The following is a 17,730-nucleotide window of genomic DNA, read 5'->3' as shown; positions in this document are numbered from 1 at the left end:
CAGATACGGGATTATCTTTGCGACTAATTCGCAAGTGCAATAAGGTGGGTAAACCGTAGCTTACGCTACGTCATGAACGGCGCTTCAGCCGATGCGTGGCGAAGGTTCGCGGGCCTTGCGCGGCGAGGACGGTATCTTCGACGATCAGCGTATCGCCGGCCAGGGCATAGAGGCTGGTGCCGCGCTCGGTTTCGGCGGTGCCCCATTGGACACGGACGGCGGTGCTCTCCATCGACGCGGCGAGCGGGCGGATCGCGCCGCTGCTGTCGAACCAGTGGCCGTCCCACCCGCCAGCGCCGGGGCGATAAAGCCCCCGGCCTTCGTAACGGACGGGCTTGTCGCCCGTGGTTGCGACTTGCCATTCGATCTCGAGGAACTTGCCGCCGATCGCCATGCGTGCATCGAGGGTCGCGCTGCTCGGGCGGCCCATGAAGCTGCCTTCGCCCGACCAGCCGCCGATCAGCCAGCCGGGATCGAAAGTTTCCGCTACGGCCGGGAGCGCCGCGCCCAATGGCAGCAATGCCCCGGCGCGAAGCAGGTCACGCCGCTTCATGGGCGTTCGACAGATCCTGATAGAACATCAGCGCATTGCCGTCGGGATCGTAGAAGGTGAGCAGCTTTACCATTTCCGGGATCTCCATGATCTCGCCGTCCTGTCGCACATCGGCGGCGTCGAGCGCGGCCTTGGCGGCTTCGATATCCGTCACGCCGAAGGTGAGCGTCGCGCCGCCGGTGCCGCCGACCGTCTCGTTCTGCGAGAGGCCGATGTTCACGCGATCGACGCCGGTGGTAAGTTCGGCCCAGGCGATGTCGTCGCGGCGGTAGAGCAGGGTCATGCCGAGGATGCCGGTGTACCATTCGATCGCCGCGTCGAGGCTGGCGACTCCCAGCGCGCAGGTGAGGCCGCCGTCATAGGCGATGCCGGGGGCGGTTGCGGGCTGGGGCTGAACGATCGTGGTTGTCATGGGGCACTCCCGACTCTATGGTTCCGTTTATATAGTTCATATCAATTTGGTTTTGATGTCAACGCTGCTCGACGAGACCACGCTCCGGATGCTGACCGCCAATCGCTGGGCAATGCCGGTGATGGCGTTGCTGAGCCGCGAGCATGGATCACGCTTTGCGGTGATCGCGGCGCGGTTCGGCCTGTCGAGCCACAGCCTGACGCGATGCCTCCAGCATCTGCGCGACGCGGGCTGGGTGGCGCCCAATCCGGGGCATGGCCATCCGCTGCGGCCCGAATATGTGCTGACCGAAGCGGGCCTTGCGGTGGGCGGCGCATGCGAGCGGATCATGGCGTCGCGCGAGAAGCTCGGGCTGGCCGCTGCGGATCTGCCGCGCTGGGGGCTGCCGGTAGTCGCGGGGCTGGGGGCGGAGTGGACGCGGTTCGGCACGCTCCAGTCGCGGCTGGCGCCGGTGACGCCGCGCGCGCTGTCGCAGACCTTGCAGGGGATGATCGGGCAGGATTTGGTAAAGCGGCGGCTGGAGGACCAGTTTCCGCCGGTGCCTTTCTATGGGCTAACCGGGCGGGGGCAGGATCTGGCGGGAGCGATGCTGGGGTGATCCTTCAATTCCGTTCGTGCTGAGCCTGTCGAAGCACCGTTCTTCTTTGATTGTCGGGAGGAGAGGAGGGCCCTTCGACAAGCTCAGGGCGAACGGTGGTGGGTGGCCTTCCGGGCACCTCCGGACGACCGAGAAAATTGCGCCTCAGCGTTCGCCATGCCCCTCGGCGAGATACTCGTCGGAGCGCATTTCCATCAGGCGGCTGACGGTGCGATCGAACTCGAAGCGGCCATCGCCCTTTTCGTAGAGATGCTCCGGTTCGGCATCGGCGGCGGCGAGCAGCTTGACCTTGTGTTCGTACAGCGCGTCGATCAGCGTCACGAAGCGGGCGGCTTCGTTGCGGTTCTCCGCGCCCAGCTTCGGGATGCCGACGATCAGCACGGTGTGGAAACGCCGGGCGATGGCGAGATAGTCCGCAGCGCCGCGTGCTTCGCCGCACAGCCGCTTGAACGAGAAGACCGCGACGCCCTTCAGGCATTTGGGTACGTGCAACTCGCGCCCGCCCTGTACCGGGATGTCGCAGCCGGGGACATGCTCGCGATCCTCGGGCGGATAGTCGGTCAGGCGGAAGAAGGCGGCGGAGAGCGCGGCGGTTGCCTCCGGGCCGTTGGGAACGTGCCATGTATCGACCTGGCCCAGCCGGTCGAGCCGGTAATCGACCGGGCCGTTCAGCGCCATCACGTCCATCTTCTCCTCGATCAGACGGATGAAGGGCATGAAGAGCTGGCGGTTGAGGCCGTCCTTGTAGAGGTCGTTCGGCGCGCGGTTCGACGTGGCGACCATCGTGACACCGTGGCGCATCATCTCGGTGAACAGGCGCGAGAGGATCATCGCGTCGGGCGGATTGTTGACCACCATCTCGTCGAACGCGAGCAGGCGGATATCCTCGACCATCGCCTCGGCGACCGCGACGACCGGGTCCGGCGTGTCCTTCTGCCGCTCGACATTGAGGCGCTGGTGCACTTCGAGCATGAATTCGTGGAAATGGACGCGGCGCTTGCGGCGGATGTCGAGGCTTTCGAACAGCAGGTCCATCAGCATCGATTTGCCGCGGCCGACGCCGCCCCACAGATAGACGCCGCGCGGCGCCTCGGGCTGGCGGCCGAGCGCGCGCCACAGGATGCTGCCCTTTTTCGGTACCGCTTCGAGCTGGACCGCGAGAGCATCGAGCCGGGCGGCGGCGGCGGCCTGTTCGGCGTCCTCGCGCAATTCGCCCGCGGCGACGAGCGCCCGGTATTTCTCCAGGACGTGGCTCACCGCTCGCCGAGCTTCCGCACGGTTCCGGTGAAGCTGGCGACGATGGCTTCCTCCTGCACGACCAGTCCGCGCAGGAAGATGAGGTGGCCGGTTTCGCGGAGCAGCTCGACGCGCGCTTCGAGCGGGACGCCGAGCCGGGTCACGCCGATGAACTGGGTCGACAGGTCGAGCGTTACCACGCGCTGCGATCCGAGCACGCCCAGCGCCCGCGCGCCGCCGAACAGCGCCACGTCGATAAAGCCCAGCATCGTGCCGCCGTGAACATTGTTGCCAAGGTTCGAATGGCTGAAGCCGGGCGTCATCCGCACGCGGGCGATATCGCCCTCGCGCCGGGTGGAGAGGGGGCCGAGAAAGTCGTTGTAGCGGCCGCGCTCGCGCAGCTCCCAGCGCATCCAGCCGGGCGCATCGGGATCCTCGCCATAGTGGAACAGGGCTTCGGTCATGCCGGGCAGTTCGCCTGCAACTTGCCCGAGCGGATCAACTCGCCATAGTAAAAGGCCATGCTGCTGAAATCGTCGGCCTGCCCGGGCGGCAGGAAGCGGCGGGCGACGGCAAGCCAGCCCCCGGCGCAGATGGCCATCGGCCGGTCGCTACCGGCGCAATCGACCAGGCTGGTGAAGCCGAGATACCACGTACGGAATTCGTCGCGGGACATCACCGGGCCGTGGCCGGGGACGAGCGTTTCGAAATCGGTGCGCTCGATCGCGGCCAAAGCGCTTTCCCAGCCATCGATGCAGGCGGTGTCGAGGAACGGCGCGGGCAGCGTGACCAGATCGCCGGCGAGAACGCGCTTCGCCGACGGATCATAAACCCACAGATCGGCTTCGGTCGCGGCATGGGGCGCGACGTTCAGGACCAGCTGCCGGCCCGCCAGCGTCAGGTTCTGGCTGCGGTCGATGACGATATCGGGACGCAGTTCGCGGCCGCGCGCGACGGTGGCGAGATCGCCGCGGATATCCTCGGCCAGTCCCGGCGAGAGCTTGCCCGAGGCCAGCGCTTCGCGGTTCGATTGCGCGCTGCGCGCGAGGAAGCCGGTCAGCGCCTGATCGATTGCACCGGTGGCATAGACGCGAGCCTGCGGATCGCGCGCGCGGATCGCCAGATTGCCACTGACATGATCGAGGTGCCAATGGCTGTTGATCACCGCAACGATCGGCTTGCCCGCCGCCGCACCGATTAGGCGATCGACATGCGCCCTGTGCCGGCCGGTATCGACCAGGATGAGCCCGCCGGACCCTTCGATCAGGACCGAATTGCCGTCCGGCTGGCGGCCGGGCTCGACGCCGCCGGGGACCAGTATCGTATGATCGTCGAGGCGCTGAACCGGGTCGGGACTGGACGCCGTGGCGGGTGCGCCGAGCAACAGCGCCGCCGCCAGTGCCAGACGCGCGCGCAGCATCAGATCGTGCGCTCGGCTTCCATGATCTTGATCTCGGCGATCGCCTTGGCCGGGTTCAGGCCCTTGGGGCACACGTTCGCGCAGTTCATGATCGTGTGGCAGCGATACAGGCGGAACGGATCCTCCAGCGCATCGAGCCGCTCGCCGGTCATCTCGTCGCGGCTGTCGGCCAGCCAGCGATAGGCCTGGAGCAGGATCGCCGGGCCGAGGAACTTGTCGCTGTTCCACCAATAGCTGGGGCACGAGGTCGAGCAGCAGGCGCACAGGATGCACTCGTACAGGCCGTCGAGCTTCTCGCGGTCCTTCGGCGACTGGAGGCGCTCCTTGCCCGAAGGCGTGGTCGACACCGTTTGCAGCCAGGGCTTGATCGAGCTGTACTGCGCATAGAAGTGCGTGAAATCGGGGACGAGATCCTTGATCACGTCCATGTGCGGCAAGGGCGTGATGCGGATCTTGCCGTTCAGATCCTCGATCGCCGTGGTGCAGGCGAGGCCGTTGCGGCCGGCCATGTTCATCGAGCACGACCCGCAAATGCCTTCGCGGCACGAGCGGCGGAAGGTGAGGGTCGGATCGATCTCCGACTTGATCTTGATGAGTGCGTCGAGGACCATCGGGCCGCAATCGTCGAGATCGATCTCGTACGTGTCGTAGCGCGGATTCGCCTTGGTATCGGGATCGTAGCGGTAGATTTCGAACTTCCGGATCCGCGTCGCGCCGGCGGGCGCGTTATGGGTCTGTCCGTTCTTGTTGATCCGGCTGTTCTTCGGCAGGCGAAACTCGGCCATTCGCTATCTTCCCTCCGCGCTTCCCAATGCGCTGGGGCGGGCTATGCCTTTCGCACTCGCAGCGCAACCCTGTTTAGGCCGCCGAACCGGTCCGCTGATTGTCCAGGATGGAAGCGAGCAGCCCGGGGAAGCGCGCTTCGAACGCTTCGCGGCGCAGCGTGCTGAGCATCTCGCGGCCTTCCGAGCGGGTCTCGACAATGCCCGCGCCGCGCAGCACCTTGAAGTGATTGGACAGCGTGCTCTTGGGGATCGCCTGGACCGGGCAGGTCGAGGTGCAGTTGAGCGTCTCGCCCTCGGCCAGCTTCGCGACCATCGCGAGGCGCACCGGATCGGCCAGCGCATGGAGCGCGGCGGACAGGCTGACATCCTTCAGATCGGGGTGAACGAAGCGGGACATGGATCACATATAGGAAAGCTTCATCAGTTTAATAGTTCGGGAATATTGAACTATAGATCGGGCTTCCCAGATGAGGCTCCGTCCCGGCTGCCGGCAAGCGACCGGCGGGGGACCGGAGATTTTGAGATGAGCAGGAAACTTTCGGGCAAGCGCGCACTGGTCACCGGCGGATCGCGCGGCATCGGCGCGGCGATCGCGAAGCGGCTGGCCGCCGACGGCGCGGATGTCGTCATCACCTATGCCGGCAACCGCGAGGCTGCCGACGATACCGTCGGAGCGATCGAGGCCGAAGGCGTGAAGGGGCTCGCGCTGCGAGCCGATGCGGCGGACGGCGCCGCGGTTGCCGCAGCGGTGGACCGGACTGCCGAGGCGCTGGGCGGGATCGACATCCTGGTCCACAATGCCGGGGTCTTTGGCGGGACGGCGATCGAGCAGGAGGGATTCGAGGAATTCCGCCGCGTGTTCGCAGTCAATGTCGACGGTGTGGTTTCCGGTACGATCGCGGCGGTGCCGCATCTGGCCGATGGCGGACGTGTGGTGATCGTGGGCAGCGTATCGGGCGACGTGTCGATGATCCCGGGCATGGCCACCTATGCGGCCAGCAAGTCGGCGGTGCAGGGACTGGCGCGCGGATGGGCGCGCGATCTCGCGCCGCGCGGAATCCTCGTCAACGTGATCCAGCCGGGACCGATCGATACCGACATGAACCCGTCCGACGGCGACATGGCCAAGATCATGCTGCCGAACATTCCGCTGGGCCGTTACGGCCGGGCCGAGGAAGTGGCCGCGCTGGCGTCGTTCCTGGCCAGCGACGAATCCTCGTTCATCACCGGCACGACGATCGACATCGATGGCGGCGCGACCGCCTAAATCACGTCCAGCACGAGGCCGAGGGAGCGTGCTTCCTCGGCTTCGATATACCAGTTTTCCGGCGCGCGGGCGCGGACGTCGTCGAAGGGGATGCTGGTGCCCGCCACCAGATCGCGGAACCCCTCTTCCTCGATGCGGACCGATTCCTCGATCTCGTGGAGATTGGCCCTGAGGCTGGCGACGCAGGTTCTGAGCGGGCCGGCGAGCTCGACCGTTTTGGTGATGCTGCGTTCGTGGATCATGATCCGCGTGCCGCGCGTCACGAAGCGCTTGTCGGCGGGGAAGGCGGCCATGAAGGTCGCGCCCGCCGAATAGACCGCGACCTTGCCGAGAAACAGGATCTCGCGCTGGTTATAGTCGCGCAGCAGGCGGATCTCGTCGCCCATCAGCCGGGCGATCTCGGGATCGCCGCCCAGCGTGGAGATGGAGACGACCAGCGTGCCCTGATGCGGCGCGGCAGCGATCTGGTCGCGGAAGCTCTGGTACATCGCCTGATCGACATTGCCCGAAAGCGTGACGTGCGGCTGGCCGAGCAGCGGGTAGCGCGTGGCGCTGGTGCCGTCGTCATGGATCACGGGCGGCGGAGGCGGGGCAGGTGCTTCGGTCATGGCGGGCGAAACCGCCACCGCGCGCGCCGGTTCCGCAGGGCGCGCGATTGCCGGGCGCGGCGCGGGCCGGGCGAGCGCGGCCTTGCGCTCGCGCCATTCGAGCATTCGCTTGACGAGGAACGACAGGCCGAACGCCAGCATCACGCCGAGCCCGGCCTGCACCAGCCGGTTCCTGAACCCTCCGGGCAGCACTTTCTCGACCGCGGCGGGAATCTGATTCTCGAGATCGCCCGGAATCAGCTTCGCCAGCAGGGATTCCGGCGGCGAAGACACGGGCGCGGCTCGCCTACCGCTTCAGCGCTTCGGCGGCGGGCTTGCCGACGGGCTGGGTTGCGAGTTTGGGGATGCGCGCTTCGAGCGGCTTGAGCCAGGTCTCGACATTGGCGCCGATGCTGACCTGCGGATTGCTGGGCTGGAGCCGCGCGCCTGCTTCCCACTGGGTGATCAGCCCATGCGCTTCCTTGCCGGCTTCGGCCAGCGACTGCGGCTTGCGCATTCCGTGATTGATCATCGCGTCGCCGAAGAAGGTCCAGTCATTCTCGGCCATGCAGCCGAAGGACGGGCGGCTGTCCGATGCGGCGGTGAACAGCGCGGTGTCCGGGCTGGAAAGCGCGGGGACGAAGATGCCCGAATAGCAGGCCGACAGGATCAGCACGCGGCGCTTGATGCCAAGCTCGTTCAGGATCGCGGCATAGCGGGTGGGAGTCAGCAGGCCGAAGCCTTCGTCGCCGTCATGATAAGCGAGGCCGATCTTGGCGCCGTGGCTGGTCGAATAGAGGACGAGCACGTCTTCCTTCGGGTCCATCACTTCGGCGACGCGAGCGAGCGAGAGGGTAAGCGATTCCATGCTGCCGAGCGGCAATTCGCTGGGCGCCGCGCCGGTCGATCCGGCGAGGACGATGGTGCGGCCGGTGGCGCCGTAGCGGCGCGAGAGCACCTTGCCCGCTTCTCGCGTCTCGCGGCCGAATACCGGATCGCTGTCGAGCGCGATGGCGATGACATAGACGTCGACCACGCCCTTGCGCTGCGGCTGGATCGCGGCGAGCGCCTTGGAAAGGCGGCGATGTTCCGCGAGGGTCCAGCGGGCGGAGCGGCCGCGCTGAAGCTCGGGGCCGGCATCGAGGCTGGTCTGGCGCGCGTCCTGCGTTTCGCCGCTGACGATGCCGGGCCAGCCAAGGCCGTCATGCTTGGGCGCGGCATAGGGCGCGGCGGCGGGCTGGGCGAGCGCGGCGGGAGCGAGCAGCGCCGCGGCGAGGAACCCGAACATCCGCGCGAAACCGGCCAAACGCATGCGCACCCCCGAATTGGTTAACGCCGTCAATCTCGTGTCGTGAGCGGCGAAGTCAAGCGGCGAGGGCGGAGATGGGGTCCGATTGCGGGACCGGCTACCAATTCTCTTCGCTGGTTCGCGGCGGCGCGAGCATCGCCGCGCGGGTCGCCGCCAGCAGATAGAGGATGACCACGCTCGACGGTGTGGTGAGATCGGCGCCGAAGATGCTGAGCGAGGCGATGGCGAGGCCGCCGATCATCGCCGCGCCGAAGACGAAGGTCACGATCCACGACCGCAGCGGCCGTTCGCGGTCCCATCGGTCGAGCCGCACGGGCAGCTCGCCGAACGACCGGGTGAAGACGAAGCCGATTGCCGCCAGAATGGGCATCAGGATCGTCATGAACGAAGCGATGCCGAAAATCGGGATCGCGATGGAATCCGCGCAGGCCGGGAAATAGCGGCGATCCAGATCGCTGGTGAGGCCGTGGATCATGCCGGACCAGAGCAGCAGCATCGCGCCGCCGCCGATCGCGACGAAGGTCAGGCTACGCTCCGGTGTCCGTAGCCACGGTTCGCCCGATGCTGTGGTCTGGCGCATGAGGATGGCGAGCAGCGCCACGGTGAGCCCGGCCGCCGCGATCGAGCTGCCCGCGTTGATCAGGGCATAATGCCAGCCGAACAGCGCATGATAGCGCGCTCCGGCCGCGCGATCGGGGCCGCTGGCGTTACACCATTCCGTCCAGGCGGACGTCGCCTGCTCGAACGACACCGTATAGACGGGAAGCGAGTGGCCGTAGAGCGCGAGCGCCACGCCGCCCGCCATCATCAGGCCGCCGGCGATCAGCGTCGCCCGGAAACTCCTGTTCCCGGGCGATGCCATCTCAGTAAACCCGCGCCTTGGGCTTGATATACTCGGCGTCGTCGGTGAGCGTGTATTCGTGCACCGGGCGGAAATCGAGAACCGTCGAGCCGCCCTTGCCGCCCCAACCTTCGAAGGTGGCGGTGGTGTGCTTCATCCAGTTTTTGTCGTCGCGGTTCGGATAATCCTCGTGCATGTGCGCGCCGCGGCTTTCCTTGCGATTCTCGGCGCCCTTGATCGTCACCAGCGCCTGGCCGATCAGATTGTCGAGCTCGAGCGTCTCGACCAGATCGGTGTTCCAGATCAGCGAACGATCGGTCACGCCGATGTCCTGCATTCCCTGATAGACCTTGTCCATGTGCGCCACGCCTTCGGTCAGAAGCGCGCTGTCGCGGAACACGGCGCAGTGGCGCTGCATCGTCTTCTGCATGTCGGCGCGAATCTGCGCGGTGGGCGTGCCGCCCTTGGCGTTGCGGAAATGATCGAGGCGGGTGAGCGCGAACTCCTCCGAACCCGCCGGCAGCGGCGCGTGCGGCGAATTTGGCTTCACGATCTCCTTGAGGCGCAGGCCGGTCGCGCGGCCGAACACCACGAGATCGATCAGCGAGTTGGAGCCGAGACGGTTCGCGCCGTGGACCGAAACGCAGGCCGCTTCGCCGACCGCGAACAGGCCGGGGACGACCGCATCGGGATCGCCGTCGCGCAGCTGCACGACTTCGCCGTGATAGTTGGTCGGGATGCCGCCCATGTTATAGTGGACGGTCGGGGTGACCGGCAGCGGCTGGCGGGTCAGATCGACGCCTGCGAAGATCTTGCCGGTTTCGGTGATGCCCGGAAGGCGCTCCGCCAGAACCTTCGGATCGATATGGTTCAGGTGAAGGAAGATGTGGTCCTTGTCCTTGCCGACGCCGCGGCCCTCGCGCATTTCCATCGCCATCGAGCGCGCGACGACGTCACGCGAGGCGAGGTCCTTCGCCGAGGGGGCATAGCGCTCCATGAAGCGCTCGCCTTCGGAATTGGTCAGATAGCCGCCCTCGCCGCGCGCACCCTCGGTGATGAGGACGCCCGCGCCGTAGATGCCGGTCGGGTGGAACTGGACGAACTCCATGTCCTGCAGCGCGAGGCCGGCGCGCAGCGCCATGCCGTTGCCGTCGCCGGTGCAGGTGTGCGCCGAAGTGGCCGACTGATAGACGCGGCCGCCGCCGCCGGTGGCGAGCACCACGGCATGGCTGCGGAAGCGGTGGATCGAGCCGTCTTCCATGCACAGCGCGATCACGCCGCGGCACGCGCCGTTCTCCATGATCAGGTCGAGCGCGAAATATTCGATGTAGAAGTCGGCGTCGTACTTCAGGCTCTGCTGGTAGAGCGCGTGAAGCATCGCGTGGCCGGTGCGATCGGCGGCGGCGCAGGTGCGCTGCACCGGGGGGCCTTCGCCCATATTCTGCATATGGCCGCCGAACGGGCGCTGGTAGATCGTGCCATTGTCGTTGCGGCTGAACGGCACGCCGGCATGTTCGAGCTCATAGACCGCGGCGGGCGCCTCGCGGACCATATATTCGATCGCGTCCTGGTCGCCGAGCCAGTCGGAGCCCTTGACGGTGTCGAACATGTGCCACGACCAGTGATCGGGCGAATTGTTGCCGAGCGACGCGGCGATGCCGCCCTGTGCCGCCACGGTGTGGCTGCGGGTCGGGAACACCTTGGTGATGCACGCCGTCTTCAGGCCGGCTTCGGCTGAGCCCATCGTCGCGCGAAGGCCCGAACCGCCGGCGCCGACGACGACGGTGTCATAGGCATGATCGATGATCTTGTAGGCAGTCGACATCAGGCGGCCCCGGACGTGAACGCGATCTTGAGGATCGAGAAGATGGCGAGCGTCGCCACCGCGATGGAGAAGAGGTTGATCAGCACGATCAGCACGACGCCGCTTTCGTTATGGACATAGTCCTCGATCACGACCTGCAGGCCGAGGCGGAAATGATAGACGGTGATCGCGATCAGCAGGATCATCGGCACGGCGGCGACGGTTTCGCCCAGCCATGCGGTGAAGGTTGCCTGATCATGTGCCGGAAGCAGCGCGAGGCTGAAGATCAGCCACAGCATGAGCATCAGATTGGCGCCGGCGGTCAGCCGCTGGTGCCACCAGTGATGCGAGCCTTCGTGCGCCGAGCCGAGCCCGCGAACCTTGCCGATGCTGGTGCCGTTACCCATTGAGCTTCTCCAGAATGACGAACCAGAAGGCGATGGTGGCGAGGACCGAGAAGACGAAGGTCGCATAGGCGCTGGCCTTGTTCGCCTTCAGTTCGAAATTGTCGCCCGCGTCGAGGAAGAAGTGGCGCACGCCGCTGGCCATGTGCTGGAACAGCACGAAGGTGAGGCCGATGCCGAACAGATAGCCCAGGAAGTTGAGGTCGCCCGACTCCTTCGTGAAGAGACCGGCGAACCGGGCATAGGCTTCCGCCCCGTTGCTCAGCGCGACCAGCCACCAGACCAGCAGGATCGCGCCGACCGTGGCGAGGCCGGAGCCGCAAACGCGATGGACGATCGAGACCGCCATGCCCGGCCCCCATTTCCAGATGGTCAAATGCGGCGAGAGCGGACGCTCCGTGTTGCGGACATTGGCCAAGGCAAGGTTCCCCGATTGAATATTGCGGCCTCCATTAGACCCGCCGCCCGATGATGCAAGCTGCAACGTCCCTGCAGGATCACGCAGGCGATGACTAACCCGCCCTTAACCGTTTTCGTGGATAGCTCCGGTGGATGACCGCGGCTTGCGCCGCACCCAATGGGGAAACTGATTCCGTGACCAGCGCCACGAAGACCCAAACCCTGCCCGCGCCCGGGACGATGGCCGCGCGAATCGACGTGCGCGCGCGCCTGCGCATCTTCGATTTCGACAACAACCTGATCGCATCGGCCCGTGCCGTATGGTTGGCGCTGGAAGGCGAGATCCGCCACGTTTCCGATGCCTATTGGCAGCAATGGCTGCGCTGTTTCGCCGACGAGCGGAACTGGGCGCCGCAGGAAACCCAGAAGATGGTCGATGTCGGCGTGGTGTTCCTGCGCAATCGCTTCCTCGACACGTCGGGTAGCGCGTGGATCGAATCGATCGAGCGCTCGGTCGCCGCGGCCTATGCCGAAGACGTGCCGCCACTGGCATTGCTGTCGATGATCAACGCCAGCGATCGCGCCGCGCTCGAAGTGCTGATGCGCCTTGTCGGCAAGGATGATGCCCGGCTGCCCGCGCTGATCGACACGCTGATGCGGCTGTCGGCGCTGGAAGGCGACATCACGGTCGAAATCTACAACATGTATCGCGAGCATAGCGCGCAGGTGGCGCGCGACCGGCTTGCGCTGGAATTCCGCGACTCGATCGGCGCGACCGTCGAGCGGGCGTCGCGCGAAGGCGATGCGCTGCGGGTGCAGGCGGTCCATACCTCGGCTTCGGCGCGAGGCATGCTGGGCAAGGCTTCGGAAGTCGCTGCGGCGGCTGAGCAATCGGCGGTGGCGATGCGCGAGGCGGCGCAGACCGCGGCGGGCCTGATCCGCGCGATCGAGGATGCGCGCAACGAAGTCGAAGCCGCAGCCGATATTGCGACGCGGGCCTCCGGGCAGGCGGGCGCGGCGGTCGGCATGTCCGAGATGTTGAGCGAGCATGCCAAGTCGATCGAATCGATCCTTGGCCTGATCCGCGACATTGCCGGACAGACGAACCTGCTGGCGCTGAACGCGACGATCGAAGCGGCGCGTGCGGGCGATGCCGGGCGCGGGTTTGCGGTGGTGGCGCAGGAAGTGAAGAGCCTCGCCAATCAGACCGCGCGGGCGACCGACGACATCGCAGCAAAGATCGCGGCGATCCAGTCGGCGACGAAGAGCACGGTTGAGACCAATGCGTCGATCCGCTCGACCGTGAGCGAGGTGCAGGAAAGCGCCAACCGTATTCGCACCGCGATGGAAGTTCAGGCGCAGACGGTGACCGCGATCACGGCCGCGGTCGATGAAACCGCGCTGGCGGCGGACTCGATGTCGGCCACGATCGGCGCGATCCGCGAGGATACCGAGGCGGTGGCGTCGGAAATCGACCGGGTCGGTCAGGGCTTTGCCGCCCTCGATGGCCAGCTCGGCAGCCTGAAGAACAGCGCCGGCGATTTCGTCGCCAAGGTCGCCGCGTAAAATAAGAATCGGAGAGGCTGCAATGCCCCAGGACGTCAAACAGACATTGTCGGAGCGGCTGGGCCGTTATGACTGGGACGGGCGGCTGGCGGCGGGCACTGCCGAAGTCGCTGCGACTCTTTCGAGCGAATATGAGAATCTGGCGACGATCTTCTGGCGGCAATATCTGCGCGATCCCGCGACGGCGCATGTGCGCGATCATTATGATGCGGAGCGGCTGAAGAAGACGATCGCTCGCAGCGCGCGCTACACCAAGGTCAAATATGAGCGCCCATTCTCCGACGAATGGATGCTGATGGCCTGCCATCATGCGGAACAGGCGCATGCGGCGGGGATTTCACTGTCCGCGCAGCTGGCCGCCGTGTCGTGCTCGCACGATGCGACGCTTGCCGCGATCGCGGCGCATGTCGGCGGCGACAATGTGCGGTTTCGCGCGATGAGCGACATCGTCCAGCGGCTGGCGCTGGCCGAGGCTGACATCCTCTTTGCGCGCACCCGCGAGCTGGAACAGGACGCAGCCCGCGACGAGCGGCGCGAGCGCACCGACCAGTTCCGCGAGACGATCGCGGGCACGATCGGCGGCGCGGCGGAGCTGGGCAACCGGATTCGCGTGCAGGCTGCCGGCGCATCGACTTCGGCACGGGGCATGCTGGGCAAGGCTTCGGAAGTCGCTGCGGCGGCTGAGCAATCGGCGGTGGCGATGCGCGAAGCAGCGCAGACCGCGGCGGGCCTGATCCGCGCGATCGAGGATGCGCGCAACGAAGTCGAAGCGGCGGCGGACATCGCGACGCGCGCGTCGGGGCAGGCGGGCGCGGCGGTCGGCATGTCCGAGATGCTGAGCGAGCATGCCAAGTCGATCGAATCGATCCTGGGCCTGATCCGCGACATTGCCGGGCAGACGAACCTGCTGGCGCTGAACGCCACGATCGAAGCGGCGCGTGCGGGCGATGCCGGGCGCGGGTTTGCGGTGGTGGCGCAGGAAGTGAAGAGCCTTGCCAATCAGACCGCGCGGGCGACCGACGACATTGCCGCCAAGATCGCGGCGATCCAGTCGGCGACCAAATCGACCGTGGAGACCAATGCGTCGATTCGCTCGACCGTCAGCGAAGTGCAGGAAAGCGCGAACCGCATTCGCATGGCGATGGAAGTGCAGGCGCAGACGGTGACGGCGATCACCGCCGCCGTGGACGAAACCGCGCTGGCGGCGGATTCAATGTCCGCCACGATCGGGGCGATCCGGGAGGATACCAAGACGGTGACCAGCGAGATCGACGAGCTTCAGCGCGACGTGACCGAAGTCGACGACCGGCTGCACCAGTTGCAGGACGCAGCGGAGAATTTCTCCTCGTCGGTGGCGGCCTGAATCAACTCCGGCTAGGGGATGGGCATGTCCCAACCCCATATCCTCGTCACCGGCAGCAGCCGGGGCATCGGCGCGGCGACGCTTGCCGCGCTGACCGCTGCTGGCGCGCGTGTCGCCGGGCACAGCACGAAGGCCGGCATCCCCGCCGATTTCTCCGATAACGCTGCGCCCAAAGCACTGTGGCAGGCCGCGCTCGACCAGCTCGATGGGCGGATCGACGTGCTGGTCAACAATGCCGGCATATTCGAAGCCGCGCCGATCGATATGGATGACGACGACTGGGTCGCCGCGTGGGAACATACGATGCAGGTGAACCTCACCGCGTCGGCGCAGCTTTGCCGCTTCGCGATCCGGCACTGGCAGGCCGAGGGGCGTCCCGGCCGGATCGTCAACATCGCCAGCCGCGCCGCCTATCGCGGCGACAGCCCGGCGCACTGGCATTATGCTGCGTCCAAGGCAGGCATGGTCGGCATGACCAAGAGCATCGCGCGCGGCTATGCGGGGCAGGGCATCCTTGCCTTCGCGATCTGCCCCGGTTTCACCATGACCGGCATGGCCGAGGATTATGTGGCGAGCCGCGGTGGCGACAAATTGCTCGCCGATATTCCCCTTGGCCGCGTCGCCGATCCCGAGGAGGTCGCGACGATGGCCAAATTCTGCGCGCTCGAAGCGCCGGCGTCGATGACGGGTGCGGTGCTCGACGTGAATGGTGCAAGCTATGTGCGTTAGGGAGCGGGCCGGCACCGTCCCGGCGCAGCCGACAAGGAATCACACTGATGTCTAGCTGGAAAGTCACGCTTCCCTGCACTCGCGACGAAGCCGAGGCGATCGACTTCGAAAGCGCGGAGCTGCTCGGGCTCGATCCGTCGCCGGTGCTGCTGACCAGCGAGACGATCCCTGACGATCCCGCGAGCTGGCAGCTCGAAGCCTATTTCGACGGCAAGCCCAATAGCGGGATGATCGACGCGGTGCATTCGCTCGTTCCCAGCAGCAGGGGCGTGAAGGCGCAGATCGAGAAACTGCGCGACGAAGACTGGGTGACGATGAGCCAGTCGGGGATCGAGCCGGTCCGTGCCGGGCGCTTCTACGTCCACACGGCGAACAACAAGGGCAAGGTGCCGGCGGGCGCGAAGGCGTTCCGGATCGATGCGGGCCTCGCCTTCGGGACGGGCACGCATGAGACGACTGCGGGCTGCCTGATGACGCTCGACGCGCTGAAGCGATCGGGCGCGCAGGTGCGCAATCTGCTCGATCTGGGCACGGGCACCGGGCTGCTGGCGTTCGCCGCGATGCATTTGTGGCCGCGTGCGCATGCCACGGCGTCGGACATCGATCCGCGATCGATAGAAGTGACGGCCGACAATGCCGATATCAACGGTGTGGCGCTGGGCGGCGGCATGGGCGAGCTGGCGCTGGCCGCGGCGCCGGGGATGCAGCACCCGCTGCTGATCGGGCGCGCGCCCTATGACCTGATCATCGCCAATATCCTTGCCGGACCGCTGATCGAACTTGCGCCGCACGTCGCGATGGCGCTGGCGGATCGCGGGACGCTGATCGTCGCCGGGCTGCTGAAGGGACAGGCCGAGGCTGTCGCCACCGCCTATCGCCGGCAGGGGCTGCGTCTGGCGGGCCGGATCGACAATGGCGACTGGCCCGCGCTGCGGCTGGTCAAGCGGACGCGATACGGCGCGGATCGCGTGACGCGCGGACAGGGCGGGCCGGGCGAAGCGCCGGGGTTCGGGAGCTGGTGAGGGCGACGCTGCGCCCGGTTCAGCATTGCTCCGGGTTCGCCGAACGCTCGACCTGATGGATCGAGTCCGGCGTGTAGGGTTCCGTCAGCCAGACCGACCATTCGTACGTGAAGACGATGTTCATCGCGAGAAAGAGCAGCGCCCATCCCCATATCGGCACTGCGATCAGTCTCAGCGCGAGCCATAGCAGCCTGACGTCGGGAAGCCGGCGGCCGACAAGCACGCAGGCCATCTGGATCGGCACGAGCAGCAGCACGACATCCGCGAGCAGCGCCGGCGGCGCGGTCCGCATCTCCCCGGACGTGCAGGGAATATGCTGGTGCCAGAAGAACGGCCAACCCCAGAAGGTGCCGAGATAGCGCGGGTCGGCGCCGCCCGTGGTGACAACGATGCCGGCCGAATCGAACCAGCTCAGCAGCAGGAGCGCCGGCGGGATCGACCACCAGAGCGCGCCCAGATGTTCGATCGTCCTGTCCCGCTCCGGGCGCGCATCGATGTCCGATGTTCGGCCCGGAGTGGCAATGGTCACCAGAGAGTCAGGCCTTCGCGTTGGCATAATCCTGTGTCCCGCGTGTGATCACCACGTCTTCCGGCAGGATCTCCGCGATCGGAATGTCCGGCTGACCGACAATCTCTTTGTAGAGCGGCGCGAAGTCGGTTTCGACGGTCACGCGGAGCAGTTCGTCGAAGCTGGGGATCACGAAATAATTCTGCTGGAAATCGTCGATCCTGTATTCGGTGCGCATCACCCGCTTCAGGTCGAAGCCGATGCGATTGGGGCTGGGATCGTCGAGCGCGAACTTGCTCTCGGCAAAGCTCGACACGATGCCCGAGCCATAGATGCGCAAGCCTTCCGGTTCGGCAATCAGGCCGAATTCGACGGTGTACCAGTAGAGCCGGCCCAGATTCTTGAGCGCGCCCAGCTCCATCGCCCGCTGGCCGCCCTTGCCGTACGCGACCAGGTAATCGGCGAATACCGGATCGGCGAGCATCGGGACATGGCCGAAAACGTCGTGGAAGACGTCGGGCTCCTGAAGATAATCGAGCTGGTCGGGCCGGCGGATGAAATTGCCCGCGACGAAGCGGCGATTGGCCATGTGATCGAAGAACACCTCGTCGGGGACGAGGCCGGGCACGGCGACGACCTGCCAGCCGGTCAGCTTCATCAGCCGCTCGCTGAGTTCCTCGAAATTGGGAATGCCGGATTCGGACAGGCGCAGCGCTTCGAGGCCCTTGAGATAGGCGTTCGAAGCGCGGCCGGGCAGCAGCTTCATCTGCCGCGCGGACAGCGTGTCCCAAGTGGCATGTTCTTCGGCGGTGTAATGATTCCAGTCCTGCGGTATCGTCCAGTCGGGTGATGCGCCCTCGGGGGGGCGTTCGAGTACGTGTGTATCCTTTGCCATAGGGGCGGCATAGCAGGGGGACCGATGCTGCG

The 17,730-nt window shown here is 66.3% G+C and carries 21 protein-coding genes; 6 read left to right on the top strand and 15 right to left on the bottom strand.

The window, feature by feature from the left end; all coding sequences use genetic code 11:
• Nucleotides 1-70: 70 nt before the first annotated feature.
• Both HHL13_RS14105 and HHL13_RS14100 read right to left on the bottom strand, forming a co-directional pair.
• Nucleotides 71-553, bottom strand: coding sequence for a hypothetical protein (locus HHL13_RS14105; protein WP_169556264.1), 483 nt, complete (start codon nucleotides 551-553; stop codon nucleotides 71-73).
• The gene (locus HHL13_RS14100) at nucleotides 540-965 is read right to left on the bottom strand and encodes a VOC family protein (protein WP_169556263.1); all 426 of its coding nucleotides are present in this window, start codon (nucleotides 963-965) and stop codon (nucleotides 540-542) included. Before HHL13_RS14100 ends, HHL13_RS14105 begins: the two co-directional genes overlap by 14 nt.
• 55 nt (nucleotides 966-1,020) lie before the next feature.
• Here HHL13_RS14100 and HHL13_RS14095 point away from each other — a divergent pair, with 55 nt between their 5' ends.
• Complete coding sequence (locus HHL13_RS14095; RefSeq protein WP_169556262.1) at nucleotides 1,021-1,563, top strand: winged helix-turn-helix transcriptional regulator; 543 nt, start codon at nucleotides 1,021-1,023, stop codon at nucleotides 1,561-1,563.
• Nucleotides 1,564-1,707: 144 nt separating this feature from the next.
• Here HHL13_RS14095 and zapE read toward each other — a convergent pair whose 3' ends face one another.
• From zapE to HHL13_RS14070, 5 genes are all read right to left on the bottom strand, one after another.
• Nucleotides 1,708-2,820, bottom strand: coding sequence for a cell division protein ZapE (zapE, locus tag HHL13_RS14090; RefSeq protein WP_169556261.1), 1,113 nt, complete (start codon nucleotides 2,818-2,820; stop codon nucleotides 1,708-1,710).
• Nucleotides 2,817-3,263, bottom strand: coding sequence for a PaaI family thioesterase (locus tag HHL13_RS14085; RefSeq protein WP_169556260.1), 447 nt, complete (start codon nucleotides 3,261-3,263; stop codon nucleotides 2,817-2,819). Before HHL13_RS14085 ends, zapE begins: the two co-directional genes overlap by 4 nt.
• Complete coding sequence (locus tag HHL13_RS14080; protein WP_169556259.1) at nucleotides 3,260-4,219, bottom strand: MBL fold metallo-hydrolase; 960 nt, start codon at nucleotides 4,217-4,219, stop codon at nucleotides 3,260-3,262. Before HHL13_RS14080 ends, HHL13_RS14085 begins: the two co-directional genes overlap by 4 nt.
• A complete protein-coding gene (locus tag HHL13_RS14075; RefSeq protein WP_169556258.1) occupies nucleotides 4,219-5,004 on the bottom strand; it encodes a succinate dehydrogenase iron-sulfur subunit in 786 nt (261 codons plus the stop codon). Before HHL13_RS14075 ends, HHL13_RS14080 begins: the two co-directional genes overlap by 1 nt.
• Nucleotides 5,005-5,077: 73 nt before the next feature.
• Nucleotides 5,078-5,401 (bottom strand): helix-turn-helix domain-containing protein, encoded by a 324-nt coding sequence (locus tag HHL13_RS14070; RefSeq protein ID WP_169556257.1) that lies wholly within the window; start codon nucleotides 5,399-5,401, stop codon nucleotides 5,078-5,080.
• A gap of 126 nt (nucleotides 5,402-5,527) precedes the next feature.
• Between HHL13_RS14070 and HHL13_RS14065 the strand changes: the two genes are divergently transcribed.
• A complete protein-coding gene (locus HHL13_RS14065) occupies nucleotides 5,528-6,271 on the top strand; it encodes an SDR family NAD(P)-dependent oxidoreductase (RefSeq protein ID WP_169556256.1) in 744 nt (247 codons plus the stop codon).
• On the opposite strand, the gene HHL13_RS14060 is transcribed toward HHL13_RS14065, so the two are convergent.
• The 6 genes from HHL13_RS14060 to sdhC form a co-directional block, all read right to left on the bottom strand.
• Entirely contained in the window at nucleotides 6,268-6,879 is a 612-nt protein-coding gene (locus tag HHL13_RS14060; protein ID WP_169556970.1) for an ATP-dependent Clp protease proteolytic subunit, read from the bottom strand. The genes HHL13_RS14065 and HHL13_RS14060 overlap by 4 nt on opposite strands.
• 286 nt (nucleotides 6,880-7,165) lie before the next feature.
• Nucleotides 7,166-8,170 carry a C13 family peptidase gene (locus HHL13_RS14055; protein WP_169556255.1) on the bottom strand — a complete coding sequence of 335 codons (1,005 nt, stop codon included), beginning with the start codon at nucleotides 8,168-8,170 and terminating at the stop codon, nucleotides 7,166-7,168.
• 94 nt (nucleotides 8,171-8,264) lie between these two features.
• Nucleotides 8,265-9,029 carry a hypothetical protein gene (locus HHL13_RS14050; RefSeq protein ID WP_169556254.1) on the bottom strand — a complete coding sequence of 255 codons (765 nt, stop codon included), beginning with the start codon at nucleotides 9,027-9,029 and terminating at the stop codon, nucleotides 8,265-8,267.
• Nucleotide 9,030: 1 nt separating this feature from the next.
• A complete protein-coding gene (sdhA, locus tag HHL13_RS14045; protein ID WP_169556253.1) occupies nucleotides 9,031-10,833 on the bottom strand; it encodes a succinate dehydrogenase flavoprotein subunit in 1,803 nt (600 codons plus the stop codon).
• Nucleotides 10,833-11,219 carry a succinate dehydrogenase, hydrophobic membrane anchor protein gene (gene sdhD, locus HHL13_RS14040; RefSeq protein ID WP_169556252.1) on the bottom strand — a complete coding sequence of 129 codons (387 nt, stop codon included), beginning with the start codon at nucleotides 11,217-11,219 and terminating at the stop codon, nucleotides 10,833-10,835. The genes sdhA and sdhD overlap by 1 nt, the downstream gene beginning before the upstream one ends.
• A complete protein-coding gene (gene sdhC / locus HHL13_RS14035) occupies nucleotides 11,212-11,565 on the bottom strand; it encodes a succinate dehydrogenase, cytochrome b556 subunit (protein ID WP_240953855.1) in 354 nt (117 codons plus the stop codon). The genes sdhD and sdhC overlap by 8 nt, the downstream gene beginning before the upstream one ends.
• A gap of 290 nt (nucleotides 11,566-11,855) precedes the next feature.
• Between sdhC and HHL13_RS14030 the strand changes: the two genes are divergently transcribed.
• Genes HHL13_RS14030 through HHL13_RS14015 form a run of 4 tightly spaced genes read left to right on the top strand, consistent with a single transcriptional unit; the run spans nucleotide 11,856 to nucleotide 16,295 of the window.
• On the top strand, nucleotides 11,856-13,181 hold the full coding sequence (locus HHL13_RS14030) for a methyl-accepting chemotaxis protein (protein ID WP_206377067.1): 1,326 nt from the start codon (nucleotides 11,856-11,858) through the stop codon (nucleotides 13,179-13,181).
• 22 nt (nucleotides 13,182-13,203) lie between these two features.
• The gene (locus HHL13_RS14025; RefSeq protein WP_169556250.1) at nucleotides 13,204-14,544 is read left to right on the top strand and encodes a methyl-accepting chemotaxis protein; all 1,341 of its coding nucleotides are present in this window, start codon (nucleotides 13,204-13,206) and stop codon (nucleotides 14,542-14,544) included.
• Between the two features lie 24 nt (nucleotides 14,545-14,568).
• Nucleotides 14,569-15,273, top strand: a complete 705-nt coding sequence (locus tag HHL13_RS14020) for an SDR family oxidoreductase (RefSeq protein ID WP_169556249.1) — start codon at nucleotides 14,569-14,571, stop codon at nucleotides 15,271-15,273.
• 47 nt (nucleotides 15,274-15,320) lie between these two features.
• Complete coding sequence (locus tag HHL13_RS14015; RefSeq protein WP_169556248.1) at nucleotides 15,321-16,295, top strand: 50S ribosomal protein L11 methyltransferase; 975 nt, start codon at nucleotides 15,321-15,323, stop codon at nucleotides 16,293-16,295.
• Between the two features lie 19 nt (nucleotides 16,296-16,314).
• On the opposite strand, the gene HHL13_RS14010 is transcribed toward HHL13_RS14015, so the two are convergent.
• Nucleotides 16,315-16,824: a hypothetical protein gene (locus HHL13_RS14010; RefSeq protein ID WP_169556247.1), complete on the bottom strand. Its 510-nt coding sequence runs from the start codon at nucleotides 16,822-16,824 to the stop codon at nucleotides 16,315-16,317.
• A 7-nt stretch (nucleotides 16,825-16,831) separates the two neighbouring features.
• Nucleotides 16,832-17,698 (bottom strand): phenylalanine 4-monooxygenase, encoded by an 867-nt coding sequence (gene phhA, locus HHL13_RS14005; RefSeq protein WP_169556246.1) that lies wholly within the window; start codon nucleotides 17,696-17,698, stop codon nucleotides 16,832-16,834.
• Nucleotides 17,699-17,730: the final 32 nt, after the last annotated feature.

Origin of the sequence: Sphingomonas sp. G-3-2-10 (assembly GCF_012927115.1) — a bacterium.
Taxonomy (GTDB): Bacteria; Pseudomonadota; Alphaproteobacteria; order Sphingomonadales; family Sphingomonadaceae; genus Sphingomonas.
Note: the sequence above shows the minus strand (reverse complement) of the source record. Positions and strands in the feature narration are given on the sequence as shown.